The following is a 16,632-nucleotide window of genomic DNA, read 5'->3' as shown; positions in this document are numbered from 1 at the left end:
CGTTTCGTGTCGCGAGCGTGTCATTCCGGCCACCGTTGCCGCGCCGGATCGGTGATGAACTGCAGGTCGTGGAAGATATCGAGGCCCATCTGGTGGACGATGTGCGGGATATCCATCATCACCCAATTGTCGATGATCAGCCCGGCCGCATCGACGCGGTACCAGTCGGCGACCCGCATCTCGACCCGCCGCCCGGTCGGCGGCAGGCCGAGCCATTCGGCGCCGAGATGCGTCGCGACGAGCGAGGGCCAGCCGCCGGTCACCGCATAATTGCCGTCGCCGAGCTGGATGTAATGGCCGGGCGCATCCTCCGGCCCGCCGGGCACGCGCGGCACCCCGCCACGATCGGGAAACGCCTGGAGAAACAGCGAACCGTGAAAGTCGCGGAAGCCCCGCTGGCCGCGCATCGAGCCGATGCCGGCAGGGCCGTACCAGTTCATGTTGGGATGCCAGTGGTGGCTGTGCTTGCTGGGGCTGGTCGCCAGCGTCGGGATTTCCTGCGGCTTGGGCAGGCCGCTCTGCATCTCGCGGACAATGCCCATGGTGCGCCCGCCCGCCTCGCCGGCATAGGCGTCGGCGGTAGCGCCGGTACCCTGCGGCGGCAGCGGCCATTGCTCGGACGAGCCGGGCATGCGGCGGAACGGATAGACGCCCGCCTGGCGCATTAGGTCGACGATATCGAGCAGGATGTACGCCTTGGCGATCAGCCCGTCGCGGATCACCGCGTTGAAGCCGAAGCGCAGGAACGCGAGGCCGCGCGTCGCCGGAATGCCCAGCCACGGCGCGTCGAAGGTGCCGATGACATGACCCAGCGTGCTGACCTGCTCGCGACCCTCGTAGGTGCCGCCGATGACGCAGCCGAGGCGCTGCTCATAGTCGGGGAACGCGGCGCGTAGCGGCTGCCAGAACTGCGCCGCGACCGCCTCGAGCCCCAAGACCGAGTTGAAGGGGTGGAAGATCTCCCACCGGCAATCGGCGTGGCAATGGCGCGCCAGCGTGCCCGCAAGGTCGTCGCCGTCGGCGACCTCGTGCAGGAAGCGCGCGACGAGCATCTTGTTGGCGGCGTAGCGGTCCATCTCGTTCCCTTGGGTCATGCGGCGGCAGCGGCTTTTTCGGCCAGCGCAGTTCGCGTCGCGTCATAGCTGCCGCGCGTGACGCGCAGCTGGCCGTAGAAGATTGCGGCGATCAGCCCGGGGATGGTCGACAGCACGAATGCCGCCGCCAGCCCCATCAGCACCGCCTGGTCGACCTGCCCCGGCGTCGCCTTGGCCGGGAAGGCGATGAAGCTGAGCACCGCGCCCGCGACCGCTGTACCGAGCGCCTGGTCGACGCGCGCGAAGAAGGTGCGCGTGGAGAACAGCACGCCCTCCTGCCGCATCCCGAACTTCAGCTCGTTCTCGTCGGCGATGTCGGCGAGCGCCGAATAGATCGTCGTGGTCATCACGCTGTACGGCGCGTGCTGGAGCACCGAGAAGGCGATCAGGATCCACAACAGGCCAGGCGTGTCGGCGGACAGGATGCCGAGCCAGCCGAGCGCCAACGGCAGCGCCGGGCCGATGGCGTAGAGCAGCAGCGCGAACATCCCCGTCCAGCGCTTGTCGAAGCGCGCGTGCAGGCGCTTCACAACGAAGGCGGCGAACAGATAGCCGGCGAAGCTGCCGATGACGAAGTAGCTGATGTCGTCGTTGGTCAGCTGCCAGAAATAGGTCGCGCCATACAGCCACAGTCCAGTGCGCACCCCGACCATCATCGAGATGAAGAACAGCCCGATCAGCAGCATGACGTAATTGCGGTTCGACAGCGCGCGGCGGACGTCGCGCCACAGCTCGCGCAGGCCGAAGCCGGGCGTGTCGGCGGCAGGCACCGGCAGATAGGGGATGCGCGACCGCGTCGACCAGCTCGAATACAGCAGCAGGACGAAGATGGCGGCGGCGATCGTCGTCGAGAACAAGGGCCAGCGCGTCGGGTCGAGGGCGCCGTTGGGGAAGCCCTCGGAGGCTGCGAAGAACACCCGGAACGACAGGATCCAGCCGAGCGAGTCGCCGATCCACAGGCAGAAGGTGTTGAAGCCCATGACGCTCGAGCGTTCGAGGTAATCGTCCGACAGCTCGCCGCCGAGCGCGAGGTGCGGCGTGTGGTAGAGCGTCAGCGCCTGGAGCAGCAGCGTGTTCATCACCGCGAGCCACACCAGCTGGCCCATCTCGCCGAACGCGGGTGGGTTGAACACGGCGTAGAAGCACAGCGCCGCGGGCAGGATCGACGCGTACATGAACGGGTGCCGCCGCCCGAGCTTCGAGCGCGTGCGGTCCGACCATGACCCGACGAGGGGGTCGAATACCGCGTTGACGAACAGCCCGGCCGCCAGCGCGATGCCGACGTGGCTCGCGTCGAGGCCGCGGACCTGATTGTAGAACAGCAGCAGGAAGCTGCTCGTCGCGGTGATCGCCACGGCTTCCGCGGTGCTGCCGAGGCCGTAGCTGATCTTCAGGCGACGGGTCAGCGGCGGGGCGTTCACCCCGCGATCCTGACGCGACCGACGTGCGTCGCCGGGGGATCGCGGACGATCCGGAAAACTTCGTCTTTCCAGCAGGCTGCGGCCATGATCAGCGAAGGAGTCCGGACAACTCCGGCAGCGAGGCCGTGGACAGCGTACAGCGCCGCGCCCGACTGCGCGTCGCCGAACGCCCGCACGACGAAGGCGCGGGCGCGGAACTGCGCCGGGTCGTCGATGATCGAGCGGCTGGCTGCCTCGACGCGCGGGACGCCGTCGGGGGCGAGGCCCGGATGGTCGCTCGCCGCGAAGAGCACCGATGCACGCGCCTGCGCGAGGTCGGGATCGAAGGCGACGGCGACGGCGGGTTCGGGGGTGCCGGGGTCGGCCTGGCCGACGCGCCACAGGCGACCGATCTGGTCGCCGTAAAGGTCGGCAAAAACGGCCTCGCTTTCGGTTAACAGGGCGGCGCCACGCGCGCTTTCGATCAAGGTCGCGCCGTCGAGCGACAGCGGCGCACGGCGAAAGGCGTCGATTACCGCCTCGCTGCCGAACGCGTCGACTCCGCCGCTTTCGAGGCGGCACGCACCGAGCACCAAAGCGTCGCGCGCTCCGCCGACAAGTGCGCCCAGCGCGGCAGCGCTCATGCCCCCAGCCCTCTCGCGACCTGCCGAAGCACCGCGAGCTCGTCGAACACCGTCACATCCTCGACGATGCGCCCGCCCCTTAGCCGGTAGTGCGACACGGCAAGGATCAGGATCTCGCGCCCCGTTCCCAGCCCCCACAGACCGGGACCGCGATGCACGCCGGTCAGCGACCAGCGCAGCGCCACCGCCGTGTCGCCGTGGGGCAGCGGCCGCGCCGCAACATGCTCGATCCGCACCGCGGCGTCGTGGAGCATGGCGCGCAGCTGCGTCGCGCAGCCGATCCAGTAACCGCGCCCATAGCCGTGCCGGTTCGACGGCCAGCGCACCTCGCACGCCGGGGACAGCGCCGCAGCGGCATCGCCGTACTGATCGTCGCGGAACGCCGCGCGCAGCATCGCGGCGGGAGCCTCGGCCGGGTGCCCGTCGGGGATGGCGCAGTCCGCCCCGCGCACCGCCGCGATCGCCGCGGTGCGCCAGTCGTGGCGCGACTGGTCACCCTCGCGGTCCACCGCCGCCCATTCCTGCGCCACCGCCCAGGGATCGCCGCCGACCTGCGCCAACGCGCGCCAGTTGTCGCGGACCAGCCATTCCTCGACGATGCGGTTTTCGCGGCACGCGCAGTCGGCGATCGTCGTCACGCCGATGCCGCGCCACGACGCCGCGCCCAGCATCGCGTCATCGCCCATGTGCGTCATCTGACTGGTGATGCGGTGCGAGCTGTACAGGCGCCCGCCGTCGGCCAGCCCGTCGTCCGACCAGATCACGTCCTCGCCGATCACCTGCCGGTCGCTCGACATCGCGAGCGACTGGATCGTCCCCTGCACCACCGCCTCGGCGCCCCGTGCGGGGCCGTTCAGCGTGTGCATCACGACATCCGCGCCATAGTGCGTGCGGCACAGGCCGATGTTCTTCTCCTCCCAGATGCGGTGGGTGCATCGCATGATGTAGTCGACGAAGTCGCGGTAGACGGGCTGGAACCCCGGCAGGTCCTGCCGTCGCGGCCCTTCCGCCAGCACGTCGGCGATCGGCCGCCCGACCGGCGACAATACCTCCGGCAGCGCGTCCCAGGTCACGCGCGGTACGCCTGTGCCAGCACGCCGACCTCGTCGAACACGGTCCATTCCTCGACGATCATGCCGCCGCCGAAGCGCAGGTGGCTTGCCCCCATGACGAACACCGGCCGCCCGCCGGGCACGTCGCCGAGCATCCCGCCGGGGCGTGTCGTGCCCTCGAGCACCCAGCGCACCGCGACGATGACACCGTCGGTCTCGTCCGACCAGCTGACGTGTTCGATGCGGATCGTGCTGTCGGGCAGGCTGGCGAGCAGCCCGATGATCAGCGCGCCGATGTTGCGCGGCCCGCTCGCGACGCGCCCGCCCGCCCAGTGCGCCACAGCGTCGGCGGCGTAGTGGAAGGGGATATGGTCGAGGCGGCGGCCGTTCCAGATCTGGTCGAAATGATGCGCGACCCAGCCCTGCACCGTGTCGGTCGGGCCGTCGTACCAGCGGCGCGGCGCCTGCCCGTCCATGCGCGTCGGGACCGACAATGTCAGGATTTCGCCGCGCGGCGCTTCGGCGACGCGGCGTGCGGTGTCGTGCAGGTCGAGGCCGAGCTGGCGGACCAGCGCACCATTGTCGCGAACCAGCCATTCGGTATGGATGCGGTTGTTGGCGGTGATGCAGTCGGCACAGAAACGCAGGCCAACGCGCTTGCCCGTCGCCGGGCCATAGGCGCTCGCCCCCAGGTTGGTCGACTGCGAATAGCCGAGGTGCGACGTGTAGAAGCCCGCCGCCTCGTCGCCGCTCCACGCGACGTTCAGGTGGTGCGCCTCGCCATCAGGAAAGCCGCTCAGCGTCATGACCGTCGACGCGACGACATCCTCGACCGACCGTACGACGCCGTACGACGAATAGATCACGCACCCCGCGTCATAGGTGTCGTAGATCCGCCCGATGGCGCGATCGACCCAGATCTCGTCGGTGATGCGCACGATATAGTCGACGATGTCGCTGTACTGATCCTCGAACCCCGCCATCGACTGCATGCGCGGCCCGGGGCTCCCGCGCAATTCGCGCGTGTCACGCTGGCGGATGCGGGTGACCGCCGGGCGTTCGGGCAGAGCGAAAGGCAGCATCGCGGGTTCCTTCACGCCGGCACCACGGTGATCGCGTCGCCGGGGGCGATGCCCAGCGTCGCGGCGAGCGCGGTGTCGACCGCACCGTCCTCGGTGACATGGCCGCGCGCGACGCGAAAGGCAGCACCCTGCCCCGTCGCGGCGAGCACGCACGCGCCGCCGGTGGCGAGCCCCGCGACCTCGATGCGACGCGACTGGCGCACCGTGCGGACGGTGTCGATGTCGGCCACCACCGTCGGCCCGCCGTCGAAGATGTCGACGTAATCGCCGGTCGCGAAACCCTCCGCGACCAGCATCTCGTAGGCGGCGCGGCCGTCGTCATGCGGGCGGCCGAGCGCGGCGCGCGCCTCGGGCGGCAGCAGCGAGACATAGAGCGGATAGCGCGGCCCCAGGTCGGCAATGAACTGGTTGCCCGCCAGCGCGCCGGTGCGGTCGGCCTCGTGGAAGTCCATCGCGTAGAAATGCCGCCCGATGCTCTCCCAAACCGGCGAGCGGCCTTCGGCGTCCTGCCAGCCGCGCAGCTCGGCGATGACGCGCCGCCCGAACCAGTCGCGGTGCGTCGCGATGAACAGATAGCGCGCGCGCGCCGCCAGCGCGCCAAGTGCACTGCCGCGTGCGGCGGGTGAGATGAACAGCCCGCCGACCTCCGCCTCGCCGTCGAAGTCGTTGGCGAGGTTGAGCAGCGTCTGCGCCTGCATCCGCGCGACCGCGAGCGAGCGCGCCGCCTGGCGCGTCAGGCGATAGGAGTAGAAGGGCCATTCGGCGCCGACGCGCGCGAACACGCAGCTGGTGCCGACCACGCGCCCGCCGGACTCGACGATCAGCATGATCGCGGCACCCGCCTCGCGCCGGGCGGGCGACGCCACCGCCTCGACGCTGGCGGCGAGTTTCGCTGCAAGCGCATCGCGGTCGGCGGGCAGGTTGGTCAACCCGTTGCCGCCCGACGCCGCGAGATCGAACAGCGCATCGAGATCGTCGACACGCGCCGTCCTGACACAGGCCCCGCCCGAGCAGTTCACGGATATCCCCCTGCCCGGCCGAACGCCGCGCCAAGGTCACGCTGCCACCGTGCAATTTTGAAAGCAAGACGGCAAAACAGTTGCAACCGATTGCAAGGAAAACTATCGCTAGCGGATGGCTCGAAACCGCCCCCCTGCCCCCGAAACCGCCGATCACAAGCGGACGCGCGCGATCGACGTCGCCGCAATCGCGGGCGTTTCCGAATCGGCGGTGTCGCGGACCTTTCGCGACGGCAGCGTCTCGGCGCACGTCCGCCAGCGCGTGCTCGCCGCGGCACGCGAGCTCGGCTACCGCCCCAACGCGATGGCGCAGGCGCTGCTGACGCGGCGGTCGAACGTCATCGCGATCCTGATGACGACCAACACCAATTCGCACTTCCCCGAGGTGCTGTCGGAGCTGTCGCATGCCGCCGATGCGCACCGGCAGCGGGTCATGCTGTTCACCGTCGACGATCCGGCGCTGGTCTCCGACGTCGTCGACCAGATCCTGTCGTACCAGGTCGACGGCGTGCTTTCGCTCACCGCGATCTCCGCCGCCGACGCGCGCATCCTCGAGCAGCAAAGCGTCGCGCTCGTGCTCTACAACTCGCCGCGCGCCGATTACCCGGTCAGCCTGGTCAGCTGCGACCATCGCGCCGCGGGGCGGATGCTCGGCGAGCATCTGCTTGGCCTCGGCCACCGCGCCTTCGGGATGATCGAGGGTCCGCAGCGCTCGACGCTCGCAAACGACCGCGCCGAGGGCATCTACGACGCGCTCACCGCCCACGGGATCCCGCGCAAGGATGTCGTCACCGCGATCGGCGATTTCGGCTACGAGCGCGGGCGTGCCGGCGCGGCGGAGGTGCTGACCGCCAAACGCCCGGTCACCGCGCTGGTCTGCATCAACGACATCACCGCGATCGGCGCGATCGATGAGGCGACAAGCCGCGGGCTCCATGTCCCCGACGACCTGTCGGTCGCCAGCTTCGACGGCGTGCCCGCCGGCACCTGGGACCGCTACCGCCTGACGACGATGCGCCAGCCGCTGCCGCAGCTCGCCAATGCGGCGTTCGAGACGATCATGCGCAAGATCGAAACGCCCAGGATCGCCTTCGAGACGCGGCTGATCTCGTGCGAGCTGGAGGCGGGCGGGTCGGCGAAGGCGGTCGCGCCAGATTAGGGCGTGTCCGGCCCCGCAGGCGACGGCGTATCCCCGGTCGGCTGCCACGTCGACAGGACCGCGCCGGTGACGGGGTTTTCGATCGCGACCTGTTCGATCCGCATGGCGATCAGGCAGACCGGCCGCTGGTCGCGCCCGCCCGGCTGGCGGCAGCGGACCGGCGCGTCGTCCGGAAAGCGGCCGATCCGCCCGGTCAGCCGGATCCGCAGCCCCTGGCTTAGGTCGACGGCGTCGGGCGCGACACGCAGGACGGCCTCGTAAGGCTTCCCGTCGCGCCTCACCTGGCGCGGCGTGTCCGGAAAGACCAGCTGGACGATCCCGAGGGTCTGGTCGGGCGGGGTCGCGGGAGCGGCAACGCCCGGTGGCGTGCAGGTCTCGCGCGACGTCCAGGGCTGCGCGATCCAGAAGCCCTCCATCGCCTCGGTCGCTTCCGCCGGGTCCTGCCAGCCGTCCGGCGGCGTCCAGGTTGCGGGGGCGACATGGACACGCAGCACCTTCGCCGTCTCGTCGTAGCGCCAGCGCAGCGGCGCGTCGGACCCCGCGGCCGCCGGGCCGTCGCAGCCGAACGGCAACGACAGCTCGAATTGCTGACCGGCGCGTTCGCGCATGTCCTCCGGCAGCGCCGTGCCGCCTGCGAACGCGTCCGCTGCGGCGGCACCCAGTGCGATCAGATCGGCGCGGCGCAGGGTACGCTCGACCGGCACCTCGACCTCCAGCGGCGCGACCGGCGCTGGAGCTTCAGTCGGCGCAGCGACGGGTACCGGCTCCGGGGCAGTCGCACGGCCGAGCAGATAGCCGCCGCCACCCAATGCCAGCACGGCGGCAAGGCTGGCGGCAATCGCCAGGCGGCTGCTGCGCGGGCTGGGTTCGAGCATGACAAGACCTTAGCAAGATCAACGCAATGCTCCATAGCAGGCGCGATGGTGCAAAGGCCGAACCCGGGACGCGGCGCGTGACGACCGATCAGGTGCTGACGCTGGTCGTGCTGGCCGCGGTGGTCGCCGCGCTGATTTGGGACAAGGTGCGTGCCGATATCGTCGCACTGTCGGGCGCGGCGGTGCTGCTGATCAGCGGCGTCGTGCGCCCGGTCGAAGTGCAGGGTGCCTTCGCCAGTCCGGCGATCATCGCGCTCGCCTCGCTGTTCGTCATCGCCTACGCGCTCGAACTGTCGGGCCTTCTCGACCGGGCCATCGCGGGCAGCGTCGCGCTGTGCCGGCGGGCGGGTGCGGCGGGCATCTGGCTGCTGCTGCTCGGCGCGGGCGGCCTTTCGGCCTTCATGAACTCGACGCCGATCGTCGTGCTGGGCGCGCCGGTGATCCGCGAGGTGGCGCAGACGCTCGGCCTGCAACCGCGGCGCTTCCTGATGCCGCTGTCGTACATTACGGTGCTGGCCGGCTGCTGCACGCTGATCGGCACGTCGACGAACCTGCTGGTCGACGACATGGCGCGGGCGGCGGGTCAGCCGCGCTTCGGCCTGTTCGAGATGACCCCGGTCGGGGTGCCGATGGCCCTGGCGGGCGCGCTCTACATCTTCCTGTTCTCGGGCCGGCTGCTGGGCAGCCGCACGACCGCGACACCGCAGGACAGTTTCGACCTCAGCGGATCGCCGGGCGCGCAGGTCGGCGACGCGGCACTGTTCAAGGAGCCGCGGCCCCTCCGGCCGGCCAAGGCGGCGATCGCACTGGTCACCTTCGTCGGCGTGGTGACGCTCGCTGCACTGGAAGTAACGCCGATCGCCGCGTCCGCCTTCGCCGGCGCGGTGCTGCTGATCCTGCTCCGCGTCATCTCCGCCGACGAGGCCTATGGCGGCCTGCGCCCGCAGGTTCTCATGCTGATCGCCGGCATGGTCGTGATCGGCATCGCGATGGACGAAAGCGGCCTCGCGACAACGGCGACGCGCGGGCTGGTCGACGGCCTGACCGGGCTTACCCCGCTCGCCGCGCTGATCATCCTGTACGGGCTGACCATGGTGCTGACCGAGCTGTTGTCCAATGCCGCGGTCGCAGTGCTGGTTACGCCGATCGCGGTGGCGCTGGCGGAAAGCCTTGGCGTCAGCCCGCGCCCGTTCATTCTGGCGGTCATGATGGCGGGCAGTGCAGCCTTTGCGACGCCGTTCGGCTATCAGACCAACGTTATCGTCTATCAGATGGGCGGCTATCGCTACATGGACTTCGTGCGCGTTGGCCTGCCGCTGAACCTGATCACCTTCGCGGTCGCGATCGCCGCGATCACCGCGTTCTTTCCGTTTTAGCGGGGAGACAGGATCCCCGACCAATTTCAAAAAAACGCTAAGTCACTGTTTTCGCAAAGCCCGGCGCTCTTTTGGCACATTCGATTGGCACACGCAAATGCACAGGCAGCCTTGGCGCTAATTTTTGACTTCGGCAGCTTTCCGGTCCTTCAAAACCCAGGCCAGCCAGGTTCGAGGTGCTGGTGAACTTGCCTTCGCCTTCGCATAAGGACCGTCTGCCATGTGCGAAGCGATGGTCGTCGGCGCGGGGCAATCGAAGCGGATCGTCCCGGCCTCGTTCAGGTTGAGCTGCATCTGGAGATACACGTCCTCGACGAAGCGGCAGAACGGAGAGTTTCGGCTCGGTGGTGGAACGATTAGTGCGTCTGAGCCTGGAGCAGCCTTGGCCTTCTTCGCAGTCCGGAGCCCATGCCCAGCGCTAGGCACTAGGTCGAAGGCCTGCCGGTAGATATCCGCCATAAGATTGACGAGGCGCTTTTCCGAAGGGTAGCTCGGCGCCCCACGCGGGTTACGCGTTGCCGCCATTGTCGCGGCATCGCTGAGCTCGTGCTGAACGCGATTGGCCAGCGAAACAGCTGCCGCAAAACCGCTCGTACCGAACAGGCCCGGAAGTCGCGGGTCGCGATGGGGGGCTGCAGCGCGCCTGATGCTATCCCGTTCTGCCTCGCTGACGATCAGGTAGTCAGCGCTCAAGGCACCGCTCAAGCGATGAAGCAATTCTTCGACCTCTATGCTTCGATCGAGCATGCCTCGGGCCGCGTAGCTGGCGGCAATCTGGCTCAGCATCTCTGCGCTATCGTGCAAGGCTGTCGCGTGCTTCTCCATGCGCTTCAGGTGATTTTCGACCTTCAGGTCGCGGATATCCATAGTTGGATCGACGGGCTCGCTCATCGTCGTTGCTTCATCGACGAAAGCCACACATGCCCTCTGCATCGCAGGAATGGCTATCTTCTCGACGAAGTCGAGGTCCCAGATCTCGTATCCGACGAGTTCGAAAGCCTTCATGCACGCTGAGGCCGGAAACAGCCCTCTGTCTCGTTTCGATGGTCTCTCGGTATAGGTCTCCGCGAACCTCGTGATGAAAGTCACTGTTCGTTAACCTATTGCTCTGATTTTCGGGGGACGATTTCGGGGTCGAAATCGGTGTTTACGTTTGGTCCGACGATCTTGTCGCGGAGGACCGAACTATGGATACCAAACACCAGTTTGTTGAGGATGTCGAGGCATTTGCGCGGATTTATGTCGAGAGCCGAGCCGTCGCCTCCAGGCGGTCCACAGCCCTCGAGATCGCCGCCGTGTTTCTGGCCAAAGACCCCAACGCAAAGTCGCCGGCGATCCTCGCTGTCGAGGGGTTCACCAAGTTCCTGGAGCGCCACGGCATCACGCCGCCGATGTTCAAGGAAGCGCTGACCGCTGCCCGCAAGGAGGCCGACCGCGTCGAGGCAGAACGGGTCGCTGCGGAATCGGCAGACGCGCCAGTGACGAAGCCTCGCAAGGTGCGCAAGCCGGCAACTCCTGCGCCCACGGCTATTCGACCTCACCAGGAACCTGCGGTCAGTGCAGGTCCGCTCTTCATCACTGACACGCGCGCAGGTGACCTGTGAGCGACGGCAATAGCAATCAGGGGCGCGCACAACTGCCTGTGAACCCGCCCTCGATTGAATTGGTGATCCTGGCCGCGATATTCTTCGACGGTATCAAGGGCGGCGTTGGCAAGTCGTGGGTCGCCCGTCTTTTCGCGTACTTTCTGCAGCTTGAGATGGTGCAGTGGGCGGGTGTGGACGGCGACCCAAACAACCCTCACCTCTTTCGCTTCCACCCTTCAAATACAACGCAAACCGACGCGACAAACGACACGGGTTTCGACGTCGTGCTCGACGCCATGGGAGGGCAACGGGCGACCAGTCTCCTGGTCGATTTGCCGGCTGGTGCCGGCGCCCGACTTGGCTCGCAGATGCCAGCCCTACGGGCAGCGGCGAGTGCCGAAAACATGCGTCTTATCCGCGTATTTGTGATGGAGCCAACCTACGACTCTCCCAACCAGTTCAAGGCTACTGGCCTGGTTGTCGATGCCCAAGACACCCTCGTGGTCCTCAACAATCGCTTTGGCAGGAGCGACGCGTTCGATTTCTGGCGTGGCACCGAAACTCGCGCGGAGTTCCTGAAAAGCGGGGGGACCGAGGCCAACATCGGAAAGCTCGACGACAAAGTTGTCAGCTACTTCGAGGTCAATCCGATGAACCTCAAGCTGAGCTTCCTCGACGCACTTTCGAATAGCGATGTTCCGGGGCGAGTGAGGTTCAGGCTGACGGTATACCTCTGGGAGGTTGCTACCGAACTTCGCCGCGTCTTCAAAGCATTGGAGTTGATCCGATGACGACAGCCAACTGGAAAACACAGGTTGAAGGCCAAATCGGCCGAGCCCTAAAGTCAGTCGAACTTCAGGATGCAGACTGTGACTTCGCGTCGATGCACCCTGCGTTTCAAACCAGCGAGCTCCACGTCGAAGAGTTCGTCCAGGCGGTCGTCGCAACCTGTCGCACCAATGATCGGCTCCAGAACTGGATCGATCGAACCTCTTTCGAGCTGGAGCGACGCTTTCAACTGCGCGTCATCCGAGCTGCGGAGGAGGTGCAGAAGCAGATCGACGAGGCTGTTTTGACGACGTTTGGTCGTCTGCACGCTGCGTCACCCAACATGCAGCAAAAGCAGGTCAACGAGGCTGTTTCGACGGCCTTCGATAGTCTGCATTCCGCGACGGCAAACAGGCGAGTTGAGGTTGCGGCCCGGACAGCATTCACGGTTACAGTGACTGCCGCGCTGACATTCTTGATGGTAGTTGTCGCTCAGAAAAGTGAGTGGATACCGGTCCCCGGAGTGTCTTCGTCTGACCGGCAAGCAATGGCCGTAGGCCGCGACCGGGCGCGATTGGGTCAGCTGGAAATCGCACAGTGGGCGACAGCAAAGATCCCCGATATCGCGATGACGAAGGATCTCGAACCCGTCGTCGCGGCGCTGTCGAAATGCCGAGCACTTGCCGACGATCGCCGCGCGATGCGCCGGTGCAGCCAGCGCTATGCGCGATGACAGCCGGTGAAAAGCTGCCTTTCATTCTCCCTCGACGACCTGAAATCCTATCACCCTGGGTCGATAGACAGGCTGCGATCGACCGTCATTGCGGAAGGATTGCACGGCTTCGGTCGTCGACGCCGCCGCGATCTCCACCAAATTGCAGGCAGGAAGAATAGAGAAGGAATTAGCAAGGGGTGTCGAAACACAACCGCGCCTCACGGCCGGTCGGGAAGGGTTCTGGCGCTTCGCTTTGTCACCCGCCCTTTGTGTTTTTCGACGTCCCTTGCCGGGGCTACCGCCGCCCTGGACCCCGCGCCACCACCTGTACAATACTGGAAAAATGAAATGCCACACCAACGCGGCAGCGAAACCCGTGTCCGCAACCACAACGTCGGCGTGCGCTGGGACGATGCCGAGCTCGCCGAGCTCGACGCGCTCCAGCGGCATACCGGCCTATCGCGCGCCGCACTCATCCGGCGCCTGGTGAGCACGGCCGGCACCCGCATCGTCCTGTCGCGCGAACATCACGCTGCGATCAACAAGCTCGGCGTCAACGGCAACCAGATCGCACGAGCGCTGAACACCGGCGACCCCGTCACTGCTGCCGAGATCACGGCGCTGGTCGCCGACCTGCGCGCTGCGGTGAGGACGTTGCTGTGATCGGCGAACACACGCGCGGTAGCGACTTCGACGGCCTGTTCGACTACCTCACCGAGAAGCGCGATCACACCGTGATCGAGCTTTCCGGCGTTTCGAGCGTCGAACACGCAGGCGCCGAGATGCAGGCCACGTCGCGGATGGCACCGCAGATCTCGCAACCGGTGCTGCAGATCTCGCTGAGTGCTGCCATCGAAGACGGCGACAAGATGGACCAAGCACGCTGGCGTGAACTGTTCGGGCTGATCAAGGCCGAACTCCTGATGACGTCGCATCAGGCCGTCCTCGTCGAGCACCACGACAAGGCGTATCATCATGCGCACGGCGCCTTGTGCATCATCGATCCGAGACCGGTCGCACTCCCCCGGACCGGTACACGCTGAAGCCCGGCGCCTCCAGCAAATCGCTCCCGCGCACGGGGCCGCTGACGCCCGCCATCAAGGCGCAGCTGAACCCGGCGGACTACACGACGAGACGATGGGACAGTTTCATCCAGAAGCGCATCATCATGGTCTGCCGTGCGTTCGAAAAACGTCACGGCCTGCGGGAACTGCGGACGCCCGAACAGTCACAGAAAGCTCGACTTGCAGGTGAGAGCCGGCCGGTCGATCCGAAGAAGGCCAAGTACAATGAGCGCACCGGTGCACGGTGTCTGCTCGACGTTGCTCCAGTCCTGCGGGACGCGCTGAGTAAGCCGACCTGGCAGGCACGGCAAGCCGCGCTCGCCCAACATGGCGTCAAACTCGAACCGTTCTACCGACCGAAGAAGGATCCAAATGTCGATCCGCCGAGCGGCTTGAGACTCGTCGATGTCCGAGACTCCAAGAACAACATTGCGGCCTCTGCGCTTGATATCGATGGCGTAGGCTACGGCCTGAAGGCACTTCAGGACCGAACCATCGCCGACACTCTGTCGCTGCGCGAATGTCTTGAAGCGATCCGGTCGCCGACGCCGACCGGATCGGCGACGTTGCCTAGGTCTGCAGAGGATGAAATGCGTCGTGCATATGCCGTCGCCCGGGCTGAACATCGTCAGCTGCGTGCGCGAAACTCGGCAGTTCGACGGCGCCTCGTAGCAAAACACCGCGAGGAAGCTAGGCGCTTGTCGGCGGCGCTGAAGCTGGAGCGTCAGATGTTCGTCCACGATCTGCCGGCGGCCAACCGATCGGTTGCGCGCGAAATCTTTGCCGCCACCGTTACCCAGCCTCGCAGGCTGGAACTCAAGGACCGGCAAAGTGGTGAACGCAAGGCGCTTACGATTCCTGCCCTAGGGACGTGGACCGAATGGCGGGCGCGTCAGGAAGCCGTTCTTCCATTACCAGCCAAGACCCTAATTGAAGTGGCCACAAGCGAGCCAAGGCGTGCATCGACGCCGTTGATCTCGCCAGCTGATCGGTTCGCTGGTCGGATCGACCCGACCTCTGACGATGTCGCGCCAGTACCGATCGCATCGGATGTCGTTCGGTCCGGACCAAGTGCGGACGATCCCGACAGGTCGCTTGCATACGCGCTTGCCAACCTGAAGCGTGGCAGGGGGCGTTGAGCCTCCTGAACAACTCCGCCCCTATGTACCGTTCGGGTTTGACCGCCGCGATCACTCGGCGTCGATCGCCAACATGACTCTAGAAGCCAGAAACGGAGTTGAGGCGAGGGCCTAACAAGAATGAAATTGGCAGTCCTCCCCGGGCAGACCCCGGGCCCGAGAGTGGCGCGAACGCCAGAGGAAGAAAAATGAAGACCGTGACCATCGACCTGTCGACCATGCCGAATGGCGCCATCATCGACCGCCACCCCCCGAGAGGAGATCAGGGCGACCTTTCGATCAACTGGGCCACCCACGAAATCGCTGCATGCGCGGCGCTCGTGGTCGAGCACGATCCACGGCAAGGCCTGATCTTTCAGATGTTCAGCTTCAGCCGGGGCGACATGTCGGAGGCCAGGATTGTCCGGGAGATCGACGGCCTGTGCGGCAACGATCTTCGTCTGGTCATGACATTCAATGGCCGAGGTTTCGACCTGCCACTGCTCCGTCTCCGCGCCATCGCGAACTGGGCAGACGCGCCGAACCTTCACAGGATCAACGCAGAGGTCTCGCATTCCGGGGCGATCCACCGGGACCTCCTCGACACGCTGACGTCGCGAGGTTCGGCGCCCAAGCCGCGTCTCGCGCAGGTCTGCGCCGCTTTGAACATTCCGTCCAAAGATGACCGTGATGCCGATGCTACGGACTACGTGCATCAGGACCGGTGGGATCGCTGTGCCCGTTATTGCGAAATCGATGTGATCTCGACTTGGCTGCTGAACTTGCATCTCGAAGCGCATCAGACAGTCGACCTGCATCGGGTACAGGACGGCTGGTCTGCGCTGGCCAAGTGGATCGAGGCCGACCAGTCGCGCCTAGCGCGGCTCCAGCGCTTTACCCGGCTACCGCTGTTCGGCTGCCCGCCCGACGGTGCGGGTGCGCTCGGTGACCGCCCCCTCGTCGAGGTGACGTTCTAATGAGCCGGCGCCCATTCGTTTTCTTGGCCGTCGCTGGTCAAGCCGTCCCCACCAGCGGACATAGGCTCTCGGATCCAGCGGCGATCAGCACCGCCCTTAGAGAATCAGCATATCTGAGGCGCACACGTTACATTGCCAAAGACAATCGGCTGTTGTTCGACTTCACGCTACGCAGTGCAGATCTTGTTGCAATCAAGGTGATCGCCCCCGTAAATGCACCCACCTGGACCCTCTCCCCTTATCTTGTTTGGACCTTGGCGGACGGGATCGCTGCGGGGCGGGCGGCGCCCGAAAACATCTGCGCCTGGCAGATTGTGGCTGACCTTCCCGCTACGCTCTCAGCGGGGAAGTGGCTGGACGGTGCTGTCGATATCATCCGAAGTGCTTTCAAGACGAGCGATGCGATAATCGAACTCGCGATCCACGCGCCACCGGGCAGGACGGCGCATGCCCACCTCCTCGTGACAGCAAGGCGTCTTTCGAAGGATGGGTTTGGCGCGATTGATGCGGCAAGGTTGGACCTTATCGCTGGGCCGTTGAAGAATAAGTGGTTGCGTTGGCTGCGGAGGTATCGCGCAACCTCAGCCGGCTAGTTGGGCGATCCATTGGGGCGTCAATGCGACGAGCTTTGGCCCGCTGATCGGCCGTGAGTGCGGGCGCTCCACGAACACCCTGCGCCGGCAAGCAGGCTGACGCTGCTGCT

At 66.2% G+C, this 16,632-nt stretch carries 18 protein-coding genes; 10 read left to right on the top strand and 8 right to left on the bottom strand.

The window, feature by feature from the left end; all coding sequences use genetic code 11:
• Positions 1 to 20: 20 nt before the first annotated feature.
• The 6 genes from FMM06_RS06320 to FMM06_RS06300 are packed head-to-tail and all read right to left on the bottom strand — an operon-like array spanning position 21 to position 6,291.
• Positions 21 to 1,094 (bottom strand): ester cyclase, encoded by a 1,074-nt coding sequence (locus FMM06_RS06320; RefSeq protein WP_144236440.1) that lies wholly within the window; start codon positions 1,092 to 1,094, stop codon positions 21 to 23.
• Positions 1,091 to 2,515, bottom strand: a complete 1,425-nt coding sequence (locus tag FMM06_RS06315; protein WP_185965067.1) for an MFS transporter — start codon at positions 2,513 to 2,515, stop codon at positions 1,091 to 1,093. Before FMM06_RS06315 ends, FMM06_RS06320 begins: the two co-directional genes overlap by 4 nt.
• Positions 2,512 to 3,138 (bottom strand): hypothetical protein, encoded by a 627-nt coding sequence (locus FMM06_RS16725; protein ID WP_185965066.1) that lies wholly within the window; start codon positions 3,136 to 3,138, stop codon positions 2,512 to 2,514. The genes FMM06_RS06315 and FMM06_RS16725 overlap by 4 nt, the downstream gene beginning before the upstream one ends.
• A complete protein-coding gene (locus tag FMM06_RS06310) occupies positions 3,135 to 4,211 on the bottom strand; it encodes a nuclear transport factor 2 family protein (RefSeq protein WP_144236438.1) in 1,077 nt (358 codons plus the stop codon). Before FMM06_RS06310 ends, FMM06_RS16725 begins: the two co-directional genes overlap by 4 nt.
• A complete protein-coding gene (locus FMM06_RS06305) occupies positions 4,208 to 5,272 on the bottom strand; it encodes a nuclear transport factor 2 family protein (protein WP_144236437.1) in 1,065 nt (354 codons plus the stop codon). Before FMM06_RS06305 ends, FMM06_RS06310 begins: the two co-directional genes overlap by 4 nt.
• Before the next feature lie 11 nt (positions 5,273 to 5,283).
• Entirely contained in the window at positions 5,284 to 6,291 is a 1,008-nt protein-coding gene (locus tag FMM06_RS06300) for an arginine N-succinyltransferase (protein WP_144236436.1), read from the bottom strand.
• Positions 6,292 to 6,406: 115 nt separating this feature from the next.
• On the opposite strand from FMM06_RS06300, the gene FMM06_RS06295 reads away from it, so the two are divergent.
• Positions 6,407 to 7,450 (top strand): LacI family DNA-binding transcriptional regulator, encoded by a 1,044-nt coding sequence (locus FMM06_RS06295; protein WP_144236435.1) that lies wholly within the window; start codon positions 6,407 to 6,409, stop codon positions 7,448 to 7,450.
• Here the strand turns inward: FMM06_RS06295 and FMM06_RS06290 are convergent.
• Positions 7,447 to 8,325: a hypothetical protein gene (locus tag FMM06_RS06290; RefSeq protein ID WP_144236434.1), complete on the bottom strand. Its 879-nt coding sequence runs from the start codon at positions 8,323 to 8,325 to the stop codon at positions 7,447 to 7,449. The two genes, FMM06_RS06295 and FMM06_RS06290, sit on opposite strands and share 4 nt — an antisense overlap.
• Before the next feature lie 77 nt (positions 8,326 to 8,402).
• Here FMM06_RS06290 and FMM06_RS06285 point away from each other — a divergent pair, with 77 nt between their 5' ends.
• Complete coding sequence (locus FMM06_RS06285) at positions 8,403 to 9,701, top strand: SLC13 family permease (protein WP_144236433.1); 1,299 nt, start codon at positions 8,403 to 8,405, stop codon at positions 9,699 to 9,701.
• 117 nt (positions 9,702 to 9,818) lie between these two features.
• Here FMM06_RS06285 and FMM06_RS06280 read toward each other — a convergent pair whose 3' ends face one another.
• Positions 9,819 to 10,706 carry a hypothetical protein gene (locus FMM06_RS06280; RefSeq protein WP_144236432.1) on the bottom strand — a complete coding sequence of 296 codons (888 nt, stop codon included), beginning with the start codon at positions 10,704 to 10,706 and terminating at the stop codon, positions 9,819 to 9,821.
• Between the two features lie 182 nt (positions 10,707 to 10,888).
• Here FMM06_RS06280 and FMM06_RS06275 point away from each other — a divergent pair, with 182 nt between their 5' ends.
• The 8 genes from FMM06_RS06275 to FMM06_RS06240 all read left to right on the top strand — a co-directional run bounded on the left by FMM06_RS06275 (position 10,889) and on the right by FMM06_RS06240 (position 16,522).
• Positions 10,889 to 11,305, top strand: a complete 417-nt coding sequence (locus FMM06_RS06275) for a hypothetical protein (RefSeq protein ID WP_144236431.1) — start codon at positions 10,889 to 10,891, stop codon at positions 11,303 to 11,305.
• Positions 11,302 to 12,078, top strand: coding sequence for a P-loop NTPase family protein (locus FMM06_RS06270; protein WP_144236430.1), 777 nt, complete (start codon positions 11,302 to 11,304; stop codon positions 12,076 to 12,078). The genes FMM06_RS06275 and FMM06_RS06270 overlap by 4 nt, the downstream gene beginning before the upstream one ends.
• Positions 12,075 to 12,788 (top strand): hypothetical protein, encoded by a 714-nt coding sequence (locus tag FMM06_RS06265; RefSeq protein WP_144236429.1) that lies wholly within the window; start codon positions 12,075 to 12,077, stop codon positions 12,786 to 12,788. Before FMM06_RS06270 ends, FMM06_RS06265 begins: the two co-directional genes overlap by 4 nt.
• A gap of 330 nt (positions 12,789 to 13,118) precedes the next feature.
• On the top strand, positions 13,119 to 13,433 hold the full coding sequence (locus tag FMM06_RS06260) for a ribbon-helix-helix protein, CopG family (RefSeq protein WP_144236428.1): 315 nt from the start codon (positions 13,119 to 13,121) through the stop codon (positions 13,431 to 13,433).
• Entirely contained in the window at positions 13,430 to 13,813 is a 384-nt protein-coding gene (locus FMM06_RS06255; RefSeq protein WP_144236427.1) for a relaxase/mobilization nuclease domain-containing protein, read from the top strand. Before FMM06_RS06260 ends, FMM06_RS06255 begins: the two co-directional genes overlap by 4 nt.
• The gene (locus tag FMM06_RS06250; RefSeq protein ID WP_144236426.1) at positions 13,762 to 14,973 is read left to right on the top strand and encodes a hypothetical protein; all 1,212 of its coding nucleotides are present in this window, start codon (positions 13,762 to 13,764) and stop codon (positions 14,971 to 14,973) included. The genes FMM06_RS06255 and FMM06_RS06250 overlap by 52 nt, the downstream gene beginning before the upstream one ends.
• A 188-nt stretch (positions 14,974 to 15,161) precedes the next feature.
• Positions 15,162 to 15,929, top strand: a complete 768-nt coding sequence (locus FMM06_RS06245) for a 3'-5' exonuclease family protein (protein WP_144236425.1) — start codon at positions 15,162 to 15,164, stop codon at positions 15,927 to 15,929.
• Entirely contained in the window at positions 15,929 to 16,522 is a 594-nt protein-coding gene (locus FMM06_RS06240) for a MobA/MobL family protein (protein ID WP_144236424.1), read from the top strand. Before FMM06_RS06245 ends, FMM06_RS06240 begins: the two co-directional genes overlap by 1 nt.
• Positions 16,523 to 16,632: the final 110 nt, after the last annotated feature.

It is taken from the genome of Glacieibacterium frigidum (assembly GCF_007097155.1).
GTDB classification, from domain to species: Bacteria; Pseudomonadota; Alphaproteobacteria; order Sphingomonadales; family Sphingomonadaceae; genus Glacieibacterium; species Glacieibacterium frigidum.
Note: the sequence above shows the minus strand (reverse complement) of the source record. Positions and strands in the feature narration are given on the sequence as shown.

Bases quoted from the DNA above. Each gene is read 5' to 3' on its own strand.
- FMM06_RS06320 (WP_144236440.1), bottom strand. From the start codon at position 1,094: ATGACCCAAGGGAACGAGATGGACCGCTACGCCGCCAACAAGATGCTC.
- FMM06_RS16725 (WP_185965066.1), bottom strand. From the start codon at position 3,138: ATGAGCGCTGCCGCGCTGGGCGCACTTGTCGGCGGAGCGCGCGACGCT.
- FMM06_RS06305 (WP_144236437.1), bottom strand. From the start codon at position 5,272: ATGCTGCCTTTCGCTCTGCCCGAACGCCCGGCGGTCACCCGCATCCGC.
- FMM06_RS06295 (WP_144236435.1), top strand. From the start codon at position 6,407: ATGGCTCGAAACCGCCCCCCTGCCCCCGAAACCGCCGATCACAAGCGG.
- FMM06_RS06290 (WP_144236434.1), bottom strand. From the start codon at position 8,325: ATGCTCGAACCCAGCCCGCGCAGCAGCCGCCTGGCGATTGCCGCCAGC.
- FMM06_RS06280 (WP_144236432.1), bottom strand. From the start codon at position 10,706: ATGAAGGCTTTCGAACTCGTCGGATACGAGATCTGGGACCTCGACTTC.
- FMM06_RS06275 (WP_144236431.1), top strand. From the start codon at position 10,889: ATGGATACCAAACACCAGTTTGTTGAGGATGTCGAGGCATTTGCGCGG.
- FMM06_RS06265 (WP_144236429.1), top strand. From the start codon at position 12,075: ATGACGACAGCCAACTGGAAAACACAGGTTGAAGGCCAAATCGGCCGA.
- FMM06_RS06260 (WP_144236428.1), top strand. From the start codon at position 13,119: ATGCCACACCAACGCGGCAGCGAAACCCGTGTCCGCAACCACAACGTC.
- FMM06_RS06245 (WP_144236425.1), top strand. From the start codon at position 15,162: ATGAAGACCGTGACCATCGACCTGTCGACCATGCCGAATGGCGCCATC.
- FMM06_RS06240 (WP_144236424.1), top strand. From the start codon at position 15,929: ATGAGCCGGCGCCCATTCGTTTTCTTGGCCGTCGCTGGTCAAGCCGTC.